At 43.4% G+C, this 19,748-nt stretch carries 18 protein-coding genes and 1 riboswitch; of the genes, 3 read left to right on the top strand and 15 right to left on the bottom strand.

The annotated features are described in order from the left end of the window. The 3 genes from CA600_RS19460 to CA600_RS19450 all read right to left on the bottom strand — a co-directional run. Positions 1–240, bottom strand: a 240-nt coding sequence (locus CA600_RS19460) for a hypothetical protein (protein ID WP_218832789.1), incomplete at its 3' end; no start/stop codon positions are given. A 14-nt stretch (positions 241–254) separates the two neighbouring features. Continuing rightward, on the bottom strand, positions 255–680 hold the full coding sequence (locus CA600_RS19455; protein ID WP_042129676.1) for a stage V sporulation protein AB: 426 nt from the start codon (positions 678–680) through the stop codon (positions 255–257). Further along, on the bottom strand, positions 677–1,339 hold the full coding sequence (locus CA600_RS19450; protein ID WP_094872176.1) for a stage V sporulation protein AA: 663 nt from the start codon (positions 1,337–1,339) through the stop codon (positions 677–679). Before CA600_RS19450 ends, CA600_RS19455 begins: the two co-directional genes overlap by 4 nt. 262 nt (positions 1,340–1,601) lie before the next feature. Here CA600_RS19450 and CA600_RS19445 point away from each other — a divergent pair, with 262 nt between their 5' ends. Next, positions 1,602–2,636: a glycoside hydrolase family 53 protein gene (locus tag CA600_RS19445; RefSeq protein ID WP_094872174.1), complete on the top strand. Its 1,035-nt coding sequence runs from the start codon at positions 1,602–1,604 to the stop codon at positions 2,634–2,636. Positions 2,637–2,695: 59 nt separating this feature from the next. Here the strand turns inward: CA600_RS19445 and CA600_RS19440 are convergent, their stop codons facing one another. From CA600_RS19440 to CA600_RS19410, 7 genes are all read right to left on the bottom strand, one after another. Then, positions 2,696–3,739 carry a glycoside hydrolase family 53 protein gene (locus tag CA600_RS19440; RefSeq protein WP_094872172.1) on the bottom strand — a complete coding sequence of 348 codons (1,044 nt, stop codon included), beginning with the start codon at positions 3,737–3,739 and terminating at the stop codon, positions 2,696–2,698. 5 nt (positions 3,740–3,744) lie between these two features. Then, positions 3,745–4,623, bottom strand: coding sequence for a carbohydrate ABC transporter permease (locus CA600_RS19435; RefSeq protein ID WP_094872170.1), 879 nt, complete (start codon positions 4,621–4,623; stop codon positions 3,745–3,747). Between the two features lie 24 nt (positions 4,624–4,647). Further along, complete coding sequence (locus CA600_RS19430; RefSeq protein ID WP_042129685.1) at positions 4,648–5,538, bottom strand: ABC transporter permease; 891 nt, start codon at positions 5,536–5,538, stop codon at positions 4,648–4,650. A gap of 237 nt (positions 5,539–5,775) precedes the next feature. Further along, positions 5,776–7,479: an extracellular solute-binding protein gene (locus tag CA600_RS19425; RefSeq protein WP_094872168.1), complete on the bottom strand. Its 1,704-nt coding sequence runs from the start codon at positions 7,477–7,479 to the stop codon at positions 5,776–5,778. Between the two features lie 109 nt (positions 7,480–7,588). Beyond that, a complete protein-coding gene (locus CA600_RS19420; protein ID WP_094872185.1) occupies positions 7,589–9,229 on the bottom strand; it encodes a response regulator transcription factor in 1,641 nt (546 codons plus the stop codon). An 11-nt stretch (positions 9,230–9,240) separates the two neighbouring features. Next, a complete protein-coding gene (locus tag CA600_RS19415; RefSeq protein ID WP_094872166.1) occupies positions 9,241–10,992 on the bottom strand; it encodes a sensor histidine kinase in 1,752 nt (583 codons plus the stop codon). 302 nt (positions 10,993–11,294) lie between these two features. Further along, positions 11,295–12,254: a DMT family transporter gene (locus tag CA600_RS19410; protein WP_094872164.1), complete on the bottom strand. Its 960-nt coding sequence runs from the start codon at positions 12,252–12,254 to the stop codon at positions 11,295–11,297. Positions 12,255–12,380: 126 nt separating this feature from the next. Then, a riboswitch (FMN riboswitch) is annotated at positions 12,381–12,529 on the bottom strand. 209 nt (positions 12,530–12,738) lie between these two features. Between CA600_RS19410 and CA600_RS19405 the strand changes: the two genes are divergently transcribed. Next, positions 12,739–13,929 (top strand): substrate-binding domain-containing protein, encoded by a 1,191-nt coding sequence (locus CA600_RS19405; protein WP_256989914.1) that lies wholly within the window; start codon positions 12,739–12,741, stop codon positions 13,927–13,929. A gap of 206 nt (positions 13,930–14,135) precedes the next feature. After that, positions 14,136–15,629 (top strand): N-acetylmuramoyl-L-alanine amidase family protein, encoded by a 1,494-nt coding sequence (locus CA600_RS19400; RefSeq protein WP_094872182.1) that lies wholly within the window; start codon positions 14,136–14,138, stop codon positions 15,627–15,629. A gap of 52 nt (positions 15,630–15,681) precedes the next feature. Here CA600_RS19400 and CA600_RS19395 read toward each other — a convergent pair whose 3' ends face one another. From CA600_RS19395 to CA600_RS19375, 5 genes are all read right to left on the bottom strand, one after another. Further along, positions 15,682–16,086, bottom strand: a complete 405-nt coding sequence (locus tag CA600_RS19395; RefSeq protein WP_094872162.1) for a VOC family protein — start codon at positions 16,084–16,086, stop codon at positions 15,682–15,684. 23 nt (positions 16,087–16,109) lie between these two features. Further along, on the bottom strand, positions 16,110–17,582 hold the full coding sequence (locus tag CA600_RS19390) for a carboxylesterase/lipase family protein (protein WP_094872161.1): 1,473 nt from the start codon (positions 17,580–17,582) through the stop codon (positions 16,110–16,112). 19 nt (positions 17,583–17,601) lie between these two features. Next, positions 17,602–18,756, bottom strand: a complete 1,155-nt coding sequence (locus tag CA600_RS19385) for an AI-2E family transporter (RefSeq protein WP_094872160.1) — start codon at positions 18,754–18,756, stop codon at positions 17,602–17,604. A 169-nt stretch (positions 18,757–18,925) separates the two neighbouring features. After that, a complete protein-coding gene (locus CA600_RS19380; protein ID WP_094872158.1) occupies positions 18,926–19,135 on the bottom strand; it encodes a hypothetical protein in 210 nt (69 codons plus the stop codon). 168 nt (positions 19,136–19,303) lie between these two features. Then, on the bottom strand, positions 19,304–19,663 hold the full coding sequence (locus CA600_RS19375) for a (2Fe-2S) ferredoxin domain-containing protein (RefSeq protein ID WP_094872157.1): 360 nt from the start codon (positions 19,661–19,663) through the stop codon (positions 19,304–19,306). Positions 19,664–19,748: the final 85 nt, after the last annotated feature.

Here is a 19,748-nt window from a genome sequence, read left to right as displayed (position 1 = left end):
TTGCTCTTCTGACCCTAGCTCATCTGAGGCTTCTGCATCCTGCTGCTCTTGACTCGGATCAGCTGCTGTAGTATTTTCCGCCGGATCTGCGTCTTCACTGTTCATAGAAGCTCCGTTTGCCTCAGTATGATCATCAACCAGATCCTCTGCGGTATTCTTCATTGCTGCGGCAGCCGCAGCGTTTTCTTCCTGATGATCCTCTTCTGGCACAGAATCACCGCTGTGAATAAATTTGCTCATTCCATAACCCCCGTTTACTGTCGGTATACAAACCAGTCGAACAAAGAACCCGCGACCTTCCCGCTTACCATCGCCATTAACAGCCCGAACAGATAATGTGTCATATTCAAGCGTTTCGCGAGTATCGGCAGCACATTTAATACCTCGGTCAATGCTGCAGCGAGCATCCCGACAAAAATCCCGTCAAATAGTCCTATACCAAGTTCAACTAAAGGACCTGAAGATATTTTCCAATTCCAAAAATCACTTACGGTTCCTACCAATGATCCGACTACCATCGCACCCTCGTACCAATGTACTTTATCGTAAGAAGAAGTTAATTGGGCCAGACGGGGCACCATGTCAAGAACCACAAATAAAGCGATCACACCGCCACCTACAGCGATCCCCCCTGCAATCCCCAGCAGCAAATTCAACCCTAGTGTTATAGGTGCCGTCATCTTCCGTCCTCCACGTTCTCTGGTTGATTTTCTCCACGGCGCCTCATTTTGCTATACTCCTCATTGATGACGTATTGATCGATATTTTTCTGATACAGGTACATTTCCACTTCTAGCGGTGTTGGCTCCTCATTCCACTTTTTCTTAAATAAATGGTTGAAAAAAATGACCATCCCAAAACCGATGCCTACAGAATACGCAATCTGAAAGACAACCGGATGCTCATCCCGATGACCGGTTATCATCTCGACAATTCGGATTTGGACCTCCTGCATGTTTACATCCGCATGGAAATTCATAATGGTCAGCGCAGACCCGAAGAACAGCAGCAGCCACACTAAAACAAACATCGCTACTGAGGGCTTACGCCTCTCCAGCGGACCTTCAATCTGCACAATCGTTCTCCCTTCACCGATCGGCTCAATGTCCGCTTCGGGCACCAGCTCATAAATGCGGGGAATAACCATCAGAAGATCAATCAAAATCAGATTGCCGTCACTTTGCTCTGGCTTCATTAGCAAAATAGATTCCAGGGACTCTTTCAGCTCTGGCTCCGCGATCAAAAATGCAATATCACCCAATGTGACACCTTTACCTTTGGGTACCGTCACCCGGTTCTTAAGCTGTATATAGATGGCGGGAGCAGAATGTTGTTTCATCCGCATTCCTCCTAAAGGTTGTGGTCAAATAGCTCCGGTGCAAGATAACGGTAGTATGGGAGTAAAGCCTTATTTTTACTCTTGAAGCTCTGAATCAATTTCCAAAGATGCTGAAATGTTGATTCTTTATAGGTATCGGGAAGACTTATCACACCTTACAATCTTGTTATAAAAGACGAAGGGAGGCATTTATGTAAGCGGATACAAACGTCGCGATTTAATGAGCACTTGTTGTTAAAACCCTAATCTGGAGGTTATTATCATGAGTAAAAAAAGCTCAAAAACAATGTTCAAATTGTTCATCTGCCTGTCTCTCGTGTTTAGTATGTGTTTCAACTTTGTGAATAACAAACCTGCGGAGGCTGCTGCGACTTTTGCAAAAGGGGCGGATGTAGGCTGGCTATCGGAGATGGAGTACTATAATTGGTCTTTTTATAATGATAACGGTGTGAAACAAGATCTACTGCAAATCCTCAAAGACCACGGGATGAATTCCATTCGACTTCGGGTCTGGGTCAACCCCTCCATTAATTTCTCCAACAAAGCCGATGTTGTGAAACAGGCCGTTCGCGCTAAGAACATGGGTTTTCGAATCATGATTGACTTTCATTATAGTGATACATGGGCAGATCCTGGCAATCAGAAGAAACCTGCTGCCTGGACCAGCAAGAACTTTACAGCTCTAAAGACAGCGGTATATGACCACACTTATGATGTTCTGAATACACTCCAAGCTAGCGGTGTTACGCCGGAATGGGTACAGGTAGGGAACGAGACGAATAATGGAATGCTTTGGGAGGATGGAAAAGCTTCTGTAAGTATGAGTAATTTTGCCGCGTTGATCAATTCAGGTTATAGTGCAGTAAAAGCGGTCAGTAGTAGTTCAAAAGTCATCGTCCACCTCTCTAACGGCTACGACAATTCCTTGTTCCGCTGGATGTTTGACGGTCTGAAGTCTAACGGTGCCAACTATGATGTGATCGGCATGTCACTCTATCCAACTACAAGCAACTGGTCTACACTGAATGCTCAGACATTAACGAATATGAATGATATGGTTGCCCGGTATGGTAAAGAGGTGATCATTTCAGAGGTCGGAATGGATGTTAGTGCTCCAACAACGGCTAAAGCTTTTCTTACGGACATCATTAGCAAAACAAAATCGGTAAGTGGCGGCAAAGGGCTTGGCGTATTCTATTGGGAACCGGAGAGTTATGGTACATGGTACGCTTACACAAAAGGTGCCTTTGATTCTTCTGGTAAGCCTACGGTGGCTTTAGATGCCTTTTTGAATTAAAAAAGAAGACAGCCACGGTGCTTAACCATTGGCTGTCTTCTTTTCTATCCTAATAATCTTTAGAAATGGAGCGAATCCAGTTTCTTACCTTCAAAATCAAACAGAGCTAAATTGGACCACCCATTCTCATGCCCAACAGACCATTCCTTTTGCGAAGGAATCCATGCAGGCTCCCAGTAATAAAAGCCGATTCCTTTTCCGTTAGGTGTATTCTCAATTACGTTTATGAAATCCTTCATATACTTAGCTTGACCCTCTACTGTGGCTGGATAACCTTCATGGAGCTGGGCTTCCTCATTCACAATTACTGGAAATCCTTTAGGTGCATTCAGTGTCCATGGATAGGCTGTTTCCACCACAATGATATCCTTGTTATAACGCAGCGCTAATTCGTTCAGATTAAGCTGCAAGTCGTCCAAAGTACCATGCCACCAAGAGTAGAATGATAATCCGATAACATCAAAATTTACGCCATGTTCTAAGAAACGATCAAAAAAGTTACGGCTCGCCGGATGATCAGCTCCCCGGTCAATGTGGATCATAATGGACAAGTCAGAATCGACGGATTTCGCACCCCCTATACCCGCTTTAACTAGCGTAGTGAACTGCTCCCACTGCTCCGGAGTATCACAATCTCCATCAACCTTGCCTTCTCCCCATAACATGCCTGGCGTAATTTCATTACCGATCTGCACCATATCGGGCAGTGTGCCTTGGGACTGTAAAGCTTCGAGGGTCTCGCGTGTATACTCATACACGGCGGATGTCAAACCACTGAAGTCAAGTGCCTCCCAAGCTTTTGGCTTCCATTGGTTAGCCGGATCGGCCCATTTGTCTGAATAATGAAAATCCAATAAAAAGTTAAGCCCTGCTTCTTTGATTCGCTTAGCCATGACCAGTGTACGTTCTAAATTGCAGAAACCGCCTGGAGGGTCATTCCAAATCCGTAGCCGGATGGCATTCACTCCATTGTCCTTTAGGATGTGGAGTAAATCCTCACCTTCCTCAGCGCTCCGAACAGAGCTACTGTGGAACTTGCCTCCACCCTGTTCTATTTCATCCAAAAACGAGATATCCATTCCATTGATAAATGTCGTTATCATCATCCCTACTCCTTTACAGAACCAAGTGTCATCCCTTTAACAAAATATTTCTGCAAAAATGGATATACGATTAGAATAGGAGCAGCCCCGATAAAGATTTGCGCGGCTCTAACCGTTGTCTGCGAGATTAATTCCATCTCCTTCGGATTAATGCTCATGGAGCTCATATCCCGTTGAATGATAACGGTCTGCAGAAAGGTCGCCAGCGGAAACTGCTTGGAATTGTTCAAGTACAACAGTCCATCGAACCAGGAGTTCCAATGGAACACCATACTAAACAGTGCAATCGTCGCAATCGATGGTAGTGAAATCGGTAAGTAAATACTGAATAAGGTTCGGAAATGTCCGGCACCGTCTATTAGTGAAGCTTCCTCCAGATCTTTAGGAATACCACGGAAGAAGTTCAGCATCAGAATGACCAAGAACGTATTTACTGCACCTGGCAGAACGAGTACCCAGAAGGAATCCATTAAGCCAATTTTTTGAATGACAATGTAGAAAGGGATCAGTCCACCATTGAACACCATACTGAAAACGAACAACCAGGAATACACATTCCGACCTTTAAAAACTGAGTTTTCCTTAGATAAGGGATAAGCCGCCAGAAAAGTAATCAGAAGTGTAAGTCCGGTTCCGAGTACGGTTCTTTGTACGGATACCCATATGGAGTGCAGGAATATCGGATTATTCATTGTCTTTTTATAAGCTTCCAGAGAGAACTGCTTTGGCCACAGGCCTACCAGATTGGCATCAGCCGCAGACTTGGCACTGAAAGACACAGCTAATACGTGAATCAGAGGAACAATACACATGAGTGCGAGTATGATCAGAAAACAAGTATTGAATATGTTGAAAATACGATAACCTCTAGTTTTGTAATACATAGGTCTCCCTCTTCCTTTGGTAGTTTAGAAAATGCGATATCCTGCCCATTTTTTAGCCAGACTGTACGATACAAGGATTAGGACCATACTAATGGCTGACTTGAACAGTCCGATTGCTGTACCAAACCCCATCTCACCATTCAGAATAGCTGTACGGTATACGAAGGTGTCGATAATATCGCCTTTCTGATAGACCAGCGGATTATAGAGGTTAAAGATCTGGTCAAACCCTGCATTCAATACATTTCCAAGAGCCAGGGTACCTACCACAACAACCATTGGCAGTAGAGAAGGCATTGTGATAAAACGTGTCTGTTTCCAGCGGGTTGCACCATCTATTTCAGCAGCTTCATATAATGAAGGGTTAATTCCTGCTAGAGCAGCCAGGAAAACGATCGTGTTATAACCAAATTCCTTCCATACATCCGTGAGAATGACCGTGAACCTGAACCAGTTATTATCTCCTAAGAAAAAGATGGGTTTAATCCCCATACTGCCGAGAATCTGATTGACGAAGCCGTCTGTAGCAAGCAAATCCAGCAAGATCCCGCCAAGGATGACCCAAGACAAGAAGTGAGGTAAATAAACCAGTGTCTGAATTGTACGCTGTATATAAACCTTGCGAATCTCATTCAACAGAATGGCGAACACAAACGGCACAGCCAGATTGAAGATCATCTTTAGAACGGCAATAATCAATGTGTTCCAAATGACCTGCATACTGTCATTACGTTCAAATAGATAGCGGAAATTATCTAATCCAACCCACGCTGATCCCGAAATTTTTAGCCATGGCTTATAATCCTGGAACGCCATCACAATTCCGCCCATCGGTATAAAGCTGAAGATGATCAGGAATATCATCGCCGGCAGCAACATTAAGTGAAATGGCCATGTTTTTTTAAGTGTTCTCATCCTTGGTCCCCCATATCGTGTCAAGTTCTTCTGTAACCATACTCAAATTATAGCAACGACAGGATTCCCCAAATAGCGAGCAAAACCAATATATATGGTACAAAACCAATCTCTTTACCGTATAGAAACAGAAGCTAATTTATACAAATTCGGATAACCGCTAACGCAAAAAGAGACCGTTTCCACAGCTAAATAACAGCTGAGAAAACAGTCCCTAATTGTACCCTTAACAGAGCATTATTTTACACTGTCATACCATTCATTTACTTCTTTAGTGATTTGATCGCCGCCGCCTGATTTCCAGGTCGCTACGAAGGTATCGAAAGCTTCTAGTGGCTTGTTGCCATAGATGATCTCATTAAACGTTTGGTTCTCGATTTTGTTCAGGTAATCCATCTTCGATTTCATAGTTTCAGTAGTAGGGCCTGTGAACATATTTTTGAAGGATTTATCCTCTTGTGCCAGCAGAACCTTTGCAGCTGCAGGAGTATCCTTACCATAGTTCACAGCTACATCCTTCTCCAAACGAGTGGTTGGTTCAGCACCATCTGCAAGGTTAAGAAGGGCTTTCATTTGGGCATCTGGAATCCGGGCGCCGTCACGAACCAGCATATAACGAACACTGTTTACATAACCACCAGCAATTTTATCATTTTCAATCATCTTACCGTTTGCATCTAGTTCATAGTCATATCCTGCAAAGAGGCCGTTATCTAGCTCGCTTCCAGGCTTAGGATCAGCGAAGTTATCGAACAGATAGTTTTGATAGGTGAAGAAGGCTTCTGGATTTTTCATCTTAGTGCTAATCAGAGTTACACCGTTAGTGAACTGTGTTCCATGACGCATAACTTTACCATCTGGTCCTGCTGGAATTTCAATTGGAGCCCATACAGCATCCGGAGCATTCTTCACAGTATCTTGAAGCGGCCAACCGCTCATCCAGTATGGTCCTGGGAGAATACCTGCTGTGCCCGCCACTGCTGGCTCAGCTGTTTTGTTCTCATCCCAAAGCGCTGCTTCTTGAGGAATATAACCTTTTGCGAGCCATTCCTTCATTTTTTCGAGCCCTTGCTTCATACCTGCATTTACAGAGCCGTATTCCAATTTACCATCAGCATCAAGATTCCATTGCTGCGGAAGCGTTCCATAAGCACCGAAGATCCAAGAAGGATCGCCCATCCAAGTGTTCATTGATGTCTTAAAGCCGATACTGAGCGGAGTCACCTTATCTGGTGCCAAGCCGTCAGGGTTCTGATTCTTGAATGCATCCATAACTTTTTCTAGCTCATCAATCGTTTTAGGAGCTTGCATATTTAGCTTGTCCAGCCAATCTTGGCGGATCCAAAGAATGTAATCATGGTTGTATGCGTAATCGAGTACAGGGAGACCCATTCTTTTGCCATCACGGCTGTATTGGTTCCATACGTTCGGATCCTGTGCCATGGCTTCTTTCCAAGTAGCTGAGGCGTATTTATCAAATAGTGTTCCCACTTCAGCATACATACCGGAATCAATCAAATCCTGAGCAATCGTGCTATCCCCCGTACCGATCGTTACAACATCGGGCATTTCCTGACCAGATGACATCGACAGGCGTAGTTTAGTTCCAAAAGCGCCATTCGTATCTGTAATGGACCAAAGTGATTTAATATTGATGCCGAACTTTTCTTTTGTCCACTTCGTAGCTACGTTATTCTCAATGCTTTCCCCATTCTTGAATTTAAGCTCAGGGTCAACACCCCATACCGTTGTAATGGTTACCTCAGGATCATATTTATCCTTGTAGGCGTTTTCAGAATTAGATGTTGTATTGGTAGTCGTATCACCGGCTGTATTCTTTCCATCAGCAGCATTATTACTCGAACAACCTGCGAGACTACCTACCAAAAGCATACTCATACACAGGAGCGGCAGCCATTTTTTTCTCTTCATCGCGCTCATTTTGTTCCCCCTTAGATTCCTTAAGTGTTGGTTATGACTTAATTATAGGGAACGAAGATGATGTCGAATACGTCATTTAAACAAGGTTTCTGCACCTTTCTCAACCTCTCTATCCGTCACGAAATTCATTTGGTGTCATATTGTAATGCTTTTTGAACATTTTGCTGAAATATTGCGGATTTTGATATCCGAGTTCGGTAGTGATTTCATAGATTTTTTTATTCGTATTCTTAAGCAGATAAAGTGCACGTTCCATCCGCATGCGGATAATATAGTCTCCGAGCCCTTCTCCTGTCTCTGCCTTATATATTTTAGATAAGTATACGGGGTGCAGATACACATGATCCGCTATCGTCTTGACCGACAGATCATGTCCGGAATGGTTCCCTACCAGCTCATGCACCTGCTTAATAATGTAACTTTTCGTATTCTGATCACTTTCTGAGAGTTCCTTCTGAAGCTTGTTTAGCATATCGAACGCCCAGTCCTTCAGTTTGTCAAAAGAAACAATGATGCTCTGAGTCAACATCGGATCGAACGCATATTGGTCGATTTGTGAGATGAACTGCCCCCCTTTGTGGGCAATGTACATGAACGCATTAGTAATGGACAAAAAAACTTCATACAGATGCTCACTTGAAAATCGCGCATTCTCCATATCTCGGAACACATCAGCGATCTTCTCGCGGGCTGTATCCCATTGCTTAGATTCCAGCAAATGAATAAGCGTTGGCGGACGGTAAAGGCTTTCGAGTGATTTGATGCTCATCATCTCCTGAAGATGACGATCCCCCAGATAAAGTACCGAGCCTGTTTCATTATGTGTTGTCAAAAACATTGAACTTAAGCCACTTCGATAGGCAGCCGTCATCCCTTCGGGAAAAGCGAACCACTCCGTAACGATAAGCGATATCTCACCCTTCAGGTAGTTACTCACACTAATTCTGAAGTTAGCGATCGCTGACTTAAGGATTTGTTGTCTCGCAGCATCGTAATTATTCGACTTCTCTAACTCCCGCTGGATGACTGGCTTCAGCTCGACAAGCAAAATTAAACAATCATGGGGTGCTTTGCAAAACCAGACATGGAACTGCTCTTTAAAGAGCTCCTCGGCAATATTGCCGATGGCATATTCCATTAGGGAAACCGAATGATGATCCATTGCGGCATAATGTTTACCCAGCTGAATCAATAACATCGCCGCTTCAACATCTGATTCGAAAGAGATTTCATATTCCTTTAGCTTTAAAGCAAGTGTCCGCTCAGACAGTACTCTACCAAGTAGTAATTCATGCATCAAGTTGGCCCGTAAAACACTGTAATCGGCTTTCCGATTATAGAGTAGCAAATGGTATTTATCATGTGCCTCCCATTCATCTTTTAGAGACTCAATCGCTCCGGAGATACTTTTGATAAATTCTTCATCACTTACCGGCTTCAAAATATAATCAAAGGCCTGCAGCTGAATCGCCTTCTTAGCATACTGAAAATCAGAATAACCTGTCAGTAGGATCGAACGGATATCCGGCCATTTCTCACTCACTGTTTCAATTAATTGTAACCCGGACATTCCCGGCATAGAAATATCAGTAACCATAATATCTATATCCTGCTGTTCCAATATTTCCAGAGCCTCAGCACCTGATGCCGCCTGATGCACTTGCTTTACGCCAATCTCGTCCCACGGAATCGTGCGGGCCAGACTTTCTGTTACATAAGGCTCATCATCGACTAACAAGATCTCTATCAACATATTCCCTCCTAGATGTCATCCATATTATTGTCAGTTAGCGGTAGCAACCACTGAAGTTTAACCTGTAGTCCTCCAAGTGATGATGGTGCAATCGTCAATCCTGCATCCTCACCAAAACGCAGCCGCATTCTCTGATGCACATTCCAAAGCCCGCAGCCCATTTCTTCATCCATCGCTTTGCCTAGCTTATTTTCCAATACGATAATTTCCTCCGGGGTCATGCCTTTTCCGTCATCCTCAACCGTTAATGTCATAACTCTTCCGTTGCATGTGCCCGTAATTCGCACCAGCCCCTCTTTAGAGACAGGCTCAATTCCATGGATAACCGCATTCTCGACCAAAGGCTGAAGAACCAACGGAGGAAGATCCCGTTTCCGCATTTGCGGTGGGATAAGAACTTCATATTGAAGTCTGCTCATCCTCATTTTTTGGATCTCTAGATAGTGAGTCACAAATTCCGTTTCTTCAGATAAAGCGACAAGATCGCGTTCTTGGCGGGTCGTATATCTGTAATACCGGGATAAATTATGCGACATACCGACGACAGCACCCATATTATCGAGCTTCGCCATACTCGTAATAAAGGAGAAGCAATTATAGAAGAAATGCGGATTGATCTGAGATTGAAGCTGCTTTAATCTGGCTTCCCTAACATGGATTTTTTCCATTAACACATTCTCGATCAGCTTCTGAATCTGTTCCACCATGCTATTAAACCTTCCGGACAGGAAGCTGAACTCATTTTTACCTTTGATCTCCACCCGCGCAGAGTAGTCTCCTTGCTTCAACCTCTGGAAGCCTCCAACCAATAATCTAACGGGCACCTGCACCTGCACATATAGTAGATAGGCTACGAGACAGCTCATTAATAACAATGCACCAATAGCAAAATAAAATAAGCGATTGGAGGTTTGGATTGGATGCAGTATTTCTGACAGCGGCATATAGTCGATCAAATACCAGCCCATTTTATCCGAAAAGACTATGTTTACACTGTAGGACTCACCATTAATGTTCACTGTACGATTTTCGCTTTGCTTCAACTGCTCTTGCTCCAGCCTATTTACCAATTCATTAGCTAGCAGCTTGTCAGCACTACGGTTAAAGATAAGTCCAGTACCCTGTTTATAATAAAAAGGATCTCTCCTGCCATCACTTTTAAATTTATCCAGCATATCTTCAATGTTTCGGCTGTCAAACTCCACCTTCATAATCGTATTGGCCTTTTCAGGAGTGAACTCTGACATGAAGGGGGTAAAAGAAAACCAAGAGAACACAAAATGGTCGCCATCCTGCTCAATGATCTTTTCTACATGCCAGCCTGACTTTACTTCCCGCTTCAAATCCTCATCCGAATATGGTAAAGCATCATTCTCTGACACCATTCGGTGGATCGACGGTGAATATAGATACAACTTACTCTTCCAGTTGGAGGAGCTTTCCTGAATACTGATTTTGGTCTGAATCCGCTTAATCAGATTTATTGCATCCAGGTTCAAATGTGTCCCCTTCAAATAAGTATCCTTTAAGCTCAAAATATCAGGATCATGAATGAGCAGGATCGGCCAGGAGGACAACAGCTCCATATTACTCTCGACTTGATTCTGAAAAAAACTGAGCTGATTGCTGTTCGAAGTATTTAACTCCGTACGTAGCACATCCGTGGTCGTCTTATTGGAATAGAAATAGAGGATCGTAATAGGAATCAGCATGATGACCATGATACTTACGATTTTGGTAAATAAATTATATCTATACACTTTCCTTCACACTCCGACTCAAATGTCATAGCCTCTATTGTACAAATAATCTTCATTAACGCATAGATAATTTCTCCCCGCACAATGAGGTAGACAGGTGATAGCTTGTTCAAGCACTGTTATCGTCCTCTCTATTGTAAAGGCTTAAATTATTACGCTATATGCTACGTACGAAACATTTCTGCAGTTTTTGCAGTCTAATGTATTGTTGAGACATACAAAAAGGGATGATCCGAAAGCCTCTAGGCATTCAGTCATCCCTTTATACTTTATTTAGTTCAATCTATACAATCAGAGTCTGTTCAGAGCGTTTGTGCTTTAGATTGTTGACTCGATATAAAGAATAAAGCAGTCCAGATCAACGCGAACCCGATAATTTGCGGTAGGGTGACGAGCTGCTGGAATACGATCCAGTTAATGATTACTCCCGTCATAGGAAAGCTTAGTTCAGCCAATGTAGCGAAGGAAGCTTTGGTAGTGCTGAGTCCTTTGTAATACATTAGCATACTGAGCAGTCCTGGCAGCAAAGCCTGCAGCAACAAATTAATGGCTATGGCAGCAGATGCACCAAATCCACCATTAATCTGCCAAGGAGCCCCTTCTAATGTGGTGATTACGAAAAGCAGCGGCAGCGCCATTATAAATCTTAGGGAAGTCACTGTCTCATATTTCATAGACCCAAGCAGATAACGTCCCATTACTGTCGAGCCACCCCATAATGCGGCCGCTCCTAAGGCCATCAGACTGCTAACACCGATAAAGTTGTTCACATGTCCGAATGGAATACTCCAGCCAAAGGTCAGCAGGTAGGTTCCTACCAGAGCCACAGTAATGAGGATCCCGAAATTTTTAGGCAGACGTTCTTTAAGAATTAAGGCTGCAAGACCGATAGCGAATATCGGCTGAAGCTTTTGCAGCAACAGCACAGCATTTAAATCCCCACTGGAGAGTGCCATCGTAAATAGAATTGTTGCCCCGGCAGAACCTCCCCAGGAAACAATTAGCAAAGCTCCAATCTGGCGGAATCCAATGCCTTTTAGCTCCGCCCGGTGACGCCAAAGAACAGGGGAAGCAGCCAAGAAAAGCACCACATGCTCCAAAAGAACAATTTGCGATGAGGTCAATGATTTTAAAAGGATAATACGAAAGAGCGGATCCACGCCCCATAGTGCTGCACCGAACACAACGAGCCAAAAACCACTGCGTAACGGCGACGTGCTGCTTACCTTATTAGCTGATGTTGAAGCTGTTACATTACTCATAATTCCATTCTCCTTGTCGATACAAACCCTCGATAAGAGACCAAAAACCCCCGAATCACCATAAAAGGTCGATTCGGGGGCATTATCAATAAAGACGTACAGGATAGACTCCTAGCGCCTTTATCTTATGATCCTCTCCCATCCGGACTTTACCGTCGGCTCTGGATTCACACCAGATCAGTCACTTCTCTGCAAGCAGAACAAGTGAGTCGCGGGCTTAGTTCGCTTTGAACATTACCGCCGGTTGGGAATTTCACCCTACCCCGAGAATCTTGTATTCCGTTGTTTTTTTCACAATCTCAGAATAAACCTCTTCTTGCCATTCGTCCAGTACTTTATGAAAATATACATAAAATTTTCATGTATTACAGCTTTTTATTACATATTTTTTTCGTTATTGTTCTACTGTCTCATCCACAAAAATCTGTATAATGAAATTATGTTTATTTTTCCATAGTTTAGGAATTTTTCTAAGGAGGTTGTTATGAAGAAATCATTTTGGATGAAGGAGTCATTCTGGACGAAGCTATTGTTCTCCTTTTTTGCGGTCGGAGTCATAGCTTTTTTAGGATTCATAGGTTCGATAATTACTGCGCTTTTCGGGGGGCTTATCTTTTATACTCCTCTTGTGGCGATTTTATCTGTGGTAATAGCCATTTACGTTGTACTCCTTATATTTGATTTGTTGTCCCGAAAAACAAGCAATATAATATTGCTATCCATCCTCGGACTTAGTGTGCTCGTAACCGCAGGATATGAGATCAAGCAAGCATATACTAACAGCATTGCCACGGTCGATGATCGGGAGGTCAATCTCGTACAATATGAACCCTTTGCTGAGAATACGAAAGCAGTGAAATTAGACAAACCTTCTGCCTATAGTATCGATAGCAATCCACCCAAGCTGGATGGTGCAACCGCACTTTACCCACTGTATTCAGCTTTCGTGCAATCTGCTTATCCTGCGGGCAATTATAAACCATATGATTTTCAAATCGGCCAAGTAATTTGCAGCAGCACACCGGAAGCTTACAAAAGACTAATTGAAGGTGAAACCGATATTATTTTTGTGGCTGCTCCTTCTCTTGCTCAGCAAAAACATGCGAAGCGAAAAGGCGTCGAGCTGAAGCTCACACCTATTGGGCGCGAGGCTTTCGTATTTTTTGTGAATAAACGAAACGAAGTGACTGGACTTTCTACCGCCCAGCTTAAAGATATCTACGCAGGCAAGATCACCAATTGGAAAGAGGTAGGCGGAGCTAATAACCGTATTCGCGCTTTTCAACGGCCAGAGGATAGTGGGAGCCAGACGATGCTGCAAAAGTTTATGGGAGATACCACACTCATGACACCACCTAAGGAAGACGTCGCAGATATTATGAGCGGAATCATTAAACAAACATCCAGCTATCGCAATTATAAAAATGCACTCGGGTACAGCTTCTTATTCTACGCCTCAGAAATGAATCAAAGCGGGGAAATTGCACTACTCGCCATAGATGGTGTTAAGCCCGACAAAGAGAGTATTCGTAGTGGACAGTACCCTTTGGCTACAGAATTTTATGCTGTGACTGCCGGAAGTGACAACCCCAATATTCAGCCCTTTCTAGATTGGATGCAATCTGCTCAGGGTCAGGAATTGGTAGAAAAAACGGGATATACTTCTTTGAAATAAAATATTGTTAGGGAAAGAGAGCTAACCCAAATGTTTGGGATAGCTCTCTTTTCGCTTTTCTACCGAAATTTTTCCTTTTTCACTCTAAAAGAGCGCAACTTTTGGAAACTATTGTCGTTTAAGAATTATATACGCTGAAACTGCATCAAAGGAAGAAAAAGTAAGAATTGCTAGAAACCAAGAAACGGGGATGGTAGGGATTGCAGATGAAGAAGTTTGGTTTTTTGGCGTTACTGCTGCTTTTGTTGGTGCTGGTTCATCCAGGAACTGGTTATGCCGGCTCTGCAGAGACACACATCAATCTAGACGGCAATGATCTTAAGATTTCTAAAGAAGCACAAGTTCAAATTGTAAATGGAAGCGTGATGGTTCCACTTCGCCTCGTTACGGAGCAGCTTGGTTATACCGTGAAATGGGATAATGTGACCAAGACTGCAACCATTGAGCAAAAGGGAACGACATTAAAGCTTATCGTGAATAATGCGATGGCAGAGGCTTCGGGGAAACAGGTAAAACTGGACAACCCTCCTTTTCTAAGTGGCAACACGACCCTCGTTCCTTTAAGATTTGTTGGTGAACAGACAGGAACTACTGTAGGTTGGGATAATGTGACCAAAACGGTCTACTTAACTTCTCCAGTGCCAGAGATTGGCGGAAGCGATCCGGAAATTACAGTTCCAGACACTTCTGTAACCGCACCCTCTGATAATGGATCCAACGGTAACACAGCAACCGACGGAAATTCCTCAACGGCCGTCACAAATCTTAGCTTTGTTGATAATAAACTAATCGTTGCGGTGAACGGTAGTGTAACACCTAATGTATTCACAATGACCGATAAAGACCGAATTGTCGTAGATTTACCGAATACCAGCTTTGGCGACAGCTTTCATCAGAACCTTTCTGTCGGAAAAAACCAAAGCGGGCAGTTGACGATTACCGAATATCCTAACGTCTCAACCATTCGTTATTCATTATTCAGTAGTTCTCCCTCTACGATCCGGATCGTGATTGATCTGAACAGCGCGAATAACTACAGTGTAACAAATGCTAACGATGGACTTATTATAGTGGATCTAAATGGGACAAGCACCACGCCTCCTGCAACCACTGTACCAGAAGTACCGGTTACAACGCCTCCACCTTCAACCGGCAACACAGACAAGAAGATAATCGTCATTGATGCAGGACATGGTGGGAAAGATCCTGGCACCGGAAGTAACCGAAAAGAGAAGGATTTCACCTTGCCAACAGCACTGAAAATTGCAGAACTACTAAAGAAAGAGCCAAATATTGAGGTTGTGCTCACTCGAAGTGATGATACATACCCGACCCTACAGGACAGATCCAACCTCGCCAATAAGGTAAAAGCAGATTTGTTCATCTCTGTTCATGCCAATAGTATCCCAGTGGGCAGTAAGAGCAATCCTAGTGGTACTGAGACCTATTACACACGTAAAGATAGTTTATTATTCGCGCAAACCGTTCATAAATATCTTACTGTTGCTACAGGTCTTCAGGATCGAGGGGTTCGTCAAGCGAATTATCATGTAACAAGAGAAACTAAAATGCCAGCCATTTTATTAGAATGTGGTTACTTAAGTAATACCAAGGACGAAGGATTACTCTTCACCGTGGATGTACAGAATAGGATAGCCGAAGCAGTAGTTCTAGGGATAAAGGAATATTTAGGTCGATAGAAAAAAGAGGAGCTTCAAAGCCACCAATTGGCTTTGAAGCTCCTCTTTCTATTTATTCATGTTTGTTATTCCAAACACTCATTCGTTCTCTTAGATTAGAAGTGTGCAGCTCTAACTGAATCCCATCTGGATCGAGAAAGTTGACTGTCCTGCCTACTCCCCTTTTAACAGGTCCTCTAATGATTCGTACTTCGTGGGTACGGAGTACCTGTACTGCCTCCTCGAAATGTTCTTCCGCTATACTAAAAGCAATGTGGTCTATCCCAATTACATTGCTCATTAATTCAATGTATTTTGGCTTTTCAATGAGGCAAATCCATGCGCTCCCCCATTCCAGATAAGCATCTGTATTCCCTTTGTGAATTAGCTGAAGACCCAAAATACCCGTATAGAAATTCAATGAACGTGATAAATCACTCACATTTACCGTCACATGATTAAATCCTTGAATTTTCATCCCCGTTCATCCCCTCAGACTTCTCAAACCAGAATAGAGACAATTCTCTTGCGTTTCTCTGAATCGGGATCTTGAGTTACTCGCATCTCTTCATCAAAGATCAGTGTAGGACGTTCTTCCAGATTATACTCAGGCCATGATAGCTCAGATGTAGCTGGGTTTCCACGATGAGCAAAGGCAATCCATGCCGCATGCATACTTTTAGCCAATTTTTGCATCCCCGGTGTAATTTCCGCGCCCAAGCGAGTTACATGAGACAAATTATTAAAAGCATAGACAATTTCCGCACCATGTACAGCTTTATTTAACAAAGGATGGCCAGGGACCGTCCCATCAAAACGATACATCCACACAGGCGCATAGGCCAATTGATTCTCAGCTAAGGATATAGAAGTACCCCAGAAATATAGATCCGTTAGAATCTCCGCCTGTCCTTCCCATGTAGAAGAATAGTGGCTGGCAACCTCCGCCAGACTTCCAGTTCCCATCATCTGCTCCAGCGCCTTGAGCGATTCATCAAAGTCTGCACCTGGTGTCTCTCCCCTGAAAAATAAATTACCCTCATCTCGATTGGTTCCAATCAACAACGGAATCCCCTGGGCCGATCCTTCTGCCACAGCCTGTGCAGGATCTATAGGAAGCGTATCCCCATCAATGACAGGCTGAAATAACATGCCTATTGAACCACCCGTTAATTTAATGGTCATTCTTGTGGCTGCGTCTATAATTTGTTCCGCTGAGAAAGTATTAAGTAGGCTAGTATCTCCATCAGGGGAAATGCCTAGTTCAGTAAGTAATGCTACAGCAATATCTTTTCCTTGCTGATTTGGCAAAGTTTGAGCAGCCCCACTTTGCATGATCGCTCCAGCAAATAATCCCTTTGCAGCAGGCATAGCCAGAAGGGCTGCGATACTCATACTGCCAGCTGATTCTCCAAATACCGTAACTCGCTGAGGGTCGCCTCCAAAGGCGGCAATATTATGCTTTACCCATTCCAGCCCGGCAATTTGATCCAGCAAGCCTTGATTAGACGCAAATCCATCACCAAGCGAAGACAGATGCATAAAACCAAACGGTCCCAGTCGATAATTAATCGTCACCAGGACTACATTTCCATTCTTCGCGAAGCTAGTGCCATCAAACTGTGGCTGACTTCCCGCACCTGTCACAAATGTCCCCCCGTGAATCCAGAACATTACAGGAAGTGCCTCGCCTGAGGATGCAGGTGACCATACATTTAAATATAAACAATCTTCAGAATGACGAGGTGTTAATCCACCGAAACGCGTACCTCTCGTATCCGCTGGCTGATGGCTAACTGGACCAAATTCAGAAGCATCTCTAATTCCGCTCCAAGCTTCTGGTGGCTGCGGCGCACGAAATCGAAGCTCTCCAACTGGTGGAGCGGCAAAAGGGATTCCACGCCAAACGTTCACGCCATCCTCCTCTCGTCCTTGAAGCTTACCGTAAGAGGTTACTGCTATCGGTCCTACCATTACATTTCACCCTTCCACATTATTCCTTATTCTCTTCAATCTGCTTATACAATCCGGACTGGAACCGGAACCATTGAAAAATATGTGTAAATACAACCTTGAGCACCGCGTAACCAGGAACTGCAAGGATAATGCCAAGAACGCCGAACATTTTGCCGGCAAAAATAATCACAAAAATGATCGTGATCGGATGAATCTTCAGTGTCTTGCCCATAATCTGCGGAGAGATAAACTTCCCTTCAATCAGCTGTACAGCCGTCCAAACGATGATCATCTTCAGCAGCATAAATGGTGAAGTGACCATGGCCACAATTAAGGCTGGTGTAATAGCAATTGCCGGACCCAAATAGGGAACAACTGCTGTACAAGCAGCGGCAATGGCAAGAACAAGTGAATACTCCAGACCAATAATCAAATAGCCAATATAGAGCAGCGCACCAATGCAGCAGCTTACTATTATTTGCCCTCGAATATAGGAAGATACTTGCGCGTTCATTTCCGACATTACCATCCGAGTCTGCGGCTGCAGCGCGGTAGGTACAAATTTCAAAATGTAATCTGGCAATCTTTTTCCATCACGAAGCAAGTAGAATAGAATAAACGGTGTCGTCACCACCGCCAGCACAATTTCCGTAACGGCTCCGACGAAGCTCCCTACGCCTGTTAGCGCATTATTCAGAAAAGAAGTTCCCCAAGCCGTAATTTTACTGGTAATTTCACTTAGGTTGGTTCCTATACTGTCTTGAACTTGACCAAAGAATTCGCTTCCCGTCAGGTTCATAAATCGTTCCTGGATCAAGTCACTATACCTTGGAAAATCGTCAATCAAACCAGATAACTGCGTTCGAAGAATCGGAATCACCATCACCAGAATCAACGTAATAATACCCGCAATTAACAGATAGAGAATGATGATTGCATACACACGTTTCATCCTGAATCTATTTCCCATTAGGTCTACTAACGGATTCAGCAAGTAATAAGCGATACCAGATAGTAACAATGGTGCCGCCACCGTGTGCAGTAATACAGATATAGGCGTAAAAATAAACGGTATCTTTGAAAACACCAGGATAGTTACCCCAGTTAACAATAAAATAAGTAACGTTACCACAAATTTATTGTTCAGAAAAAACTTTTTAAACTTCCCCGGCCACACCTGCAGCCTCTCCATCGAACCCTCTCCCCCATGCGCCACCTTATATGAAGTGTTATTTTATTCACTTTTTAATAGCATAGTCAACGTTAGGGGCGCAAGTCAAATTTGATATCTGTAATTCTGCCCGCCTCCACAAAACCAATCGATTGATATACTTTGTTAGAATCCGGGTTTTTGGCATCCGCTACGCCATGAGTTCTGTAATCGTAGTACTGTATTCTTCAGTCGCAAGCCGTAAATATCCTCCAACGTTTGCAGGCTTCTTTACGACAAGGCAGTGATAAGCCTCAAGCTTCATATATGTATGAAAAGTTTGTTCATCTAATTCACAAAAAGATTCCGCAAACAACTGCGCCGTTTCTGCATGATCATCCACTGTAAACCTCTTAAACATGTCTATTCCCCCTAGATCTTCCTTTCATTCAATCATGATCCTCTACTGAACTAAAAGAAACAACGTTGCCTTCCTGAAAAGACAAAAAAATACCGCCAGCGCATTGACGGTACTTCAATCATTTCTGCTTTGATTCCACTCAGCTGCGAAACTTCGATCTATGGACAGCTATTTTTTCTTCTTCCCTTTAGCTCCCTTGTCATCTGCAGCCATCAGCTGACCATCATAAGAATACAGCAGATGATCTTCAAGTCTCTCGCCCTGTAAATGCTTCCGTACTAGCGATTTCGCTGATTTAGGTGTGATCTCTTTATACCACACGCCTTCAGGGTAAGCGATCACGACGCAGGAATCTGAACATCTACCATTACAACGGGTTACCGTCGTATGTATAAGACTCTGTGCACCTTGCTTTTCAATCTCATCTTCTATCGCTTCAGCTACCTCTTCACCTTTGTGTTTCTTGCAGCTGCTACCATTACATATCAACAAGTGACTTACGGTTCCTTGTAAATTCCAAGTTGTCATGAAATCCCCATTCCTTTCATGCCTAAAATATCCCGTTAGCGGATTATTCTAAACACTATCATAAGAGCTATTATAGTCAATAGAA

Source organism: Paenibacillus sp. VTT E-133280 (genome assembly GCF_002264385.1).
GTDB lineage: Bacteria > Bacillota > Bacilli > Paenibacillales > Paenibacillaceae > Paenibacillus_AQ > Paenibacillus_AQ nitricinens.
This window is presented reverse-complemented; position numbering and strand designations above follow the sequence as displayed.

What these genes read in the sequence shown, in the direction of transcription:
- CA600_RS19455 (WP_042129676.1), bottom strand. Translation starts at nt 680, where the DNA reads ATGACGGCACCTATAACACTAGGGTTGAATTTGCTGCTGGGGATTGCA.
- CA600_RS19450 (WP_094872176.1), bottom strand. Translation starts at nt 1,339, where the DNA reads ATGAAACAACATTCTGCTCCCGCCATCTATATACAGCTTAAGAACCGG.
- CA600_RS19445 (WP_094872174.1), top strand. Translation starts at nt 1,602, where the DNA reads ATGAGTAAAAAAAGCTCAAAAACAATGTTCAAATTGTTCATCTGCCTG.
- CA600_RS19440 (WP_094872172.1), bottom strand. Translation starts at nt 3,739, where the DNA reads ATGATAACGACATTTATCAATGGAATGGATATCTCGTTTTTGGATGAA.
- CA600_RS19435 (WP_094872170.1), bottom strand. Translation starts at nt 4,623, where the DNA reads ATGTATTACAAAACTAGAGGTTATCGTATTTTCAACATATTCAATACT.
- CA600_RS19430 (WP_042129685.1), bottom strand. Translation starts at nt 5,538, where the DNA reads ATGAGAACACTTAAAAAAACATGGCCATTTCACTTAATGTTGCTGCCG.
- CA600_RS19425 (WP_094872168.1), bottom strand. Translation starts at nt 7,479, where the DNA reads ATGAGCGCGATGAAGAGAAAAAAATGGCTGCCGCTCCTGTGTATGAGT.
- CA600_RS19410 (WP_094872164.1), bottom strand. Translation starts at nt 12,254, where the DNA reads ATGAGTAATGTAACAGCTTCAACATCAGCTAATAAGGTAAGCAGCACG.
- CA600_RS19405 (WP_256989914.1), top strand. Translation starts at nt 12,739, where the DNA reads ATGAAGAAATCATTTTGGATGAAGGAGTCATTCTGGACGAAGCTATTG.
- CA600_RS19400 (WP_094872182.1), top strand. Translation starts at nt 14,136, where the DNA reads ATGAAGAAGTTTGGTTTTTTGGCGTTACTGCTGCTTTTGTTGGTGCTG.
- CA600_RS19395 (WP_094872162.1), bottom strand. Translation starts at nt 16,086, where the DNA reads ATGAAAATTCAAGGATTTAATCATGTGACGGTAAATGTGAGTGATTTA.
- CA600_RS19390 (WP_094872161.1), bottom strand. Translation starts at nt 17,582, where the DNA reads ATGGTAGGACCGATAGCAGTAACCTCTTACGGTAAGCTTCAAGGACGA.
- CA600_RS19385 (WP_094872160.1), bottom strand. Translation starts at nt 18,756, where the DNA reads ATGGAGAGGCTGCAGGTGTGGCCGGGGAAGTTTAAAAAGTTTTTTCTG.
- CA600_RS19380 (WP_094872158.1), bottom strand. Translation starts at nt 19,135, where the DNA reads ATGTTTAAGAGGTTTACAGTGGATGATCATGCAGAAACGGCGCAGTTG.
- CA600_RS19375 (WP_094872157.1), bottom strand. Translation starts at nt 19,663, where the DNA reads ATGACAACTTGGAATTTACAAGGAACCGTAAGTCACTTGTTGATATGT.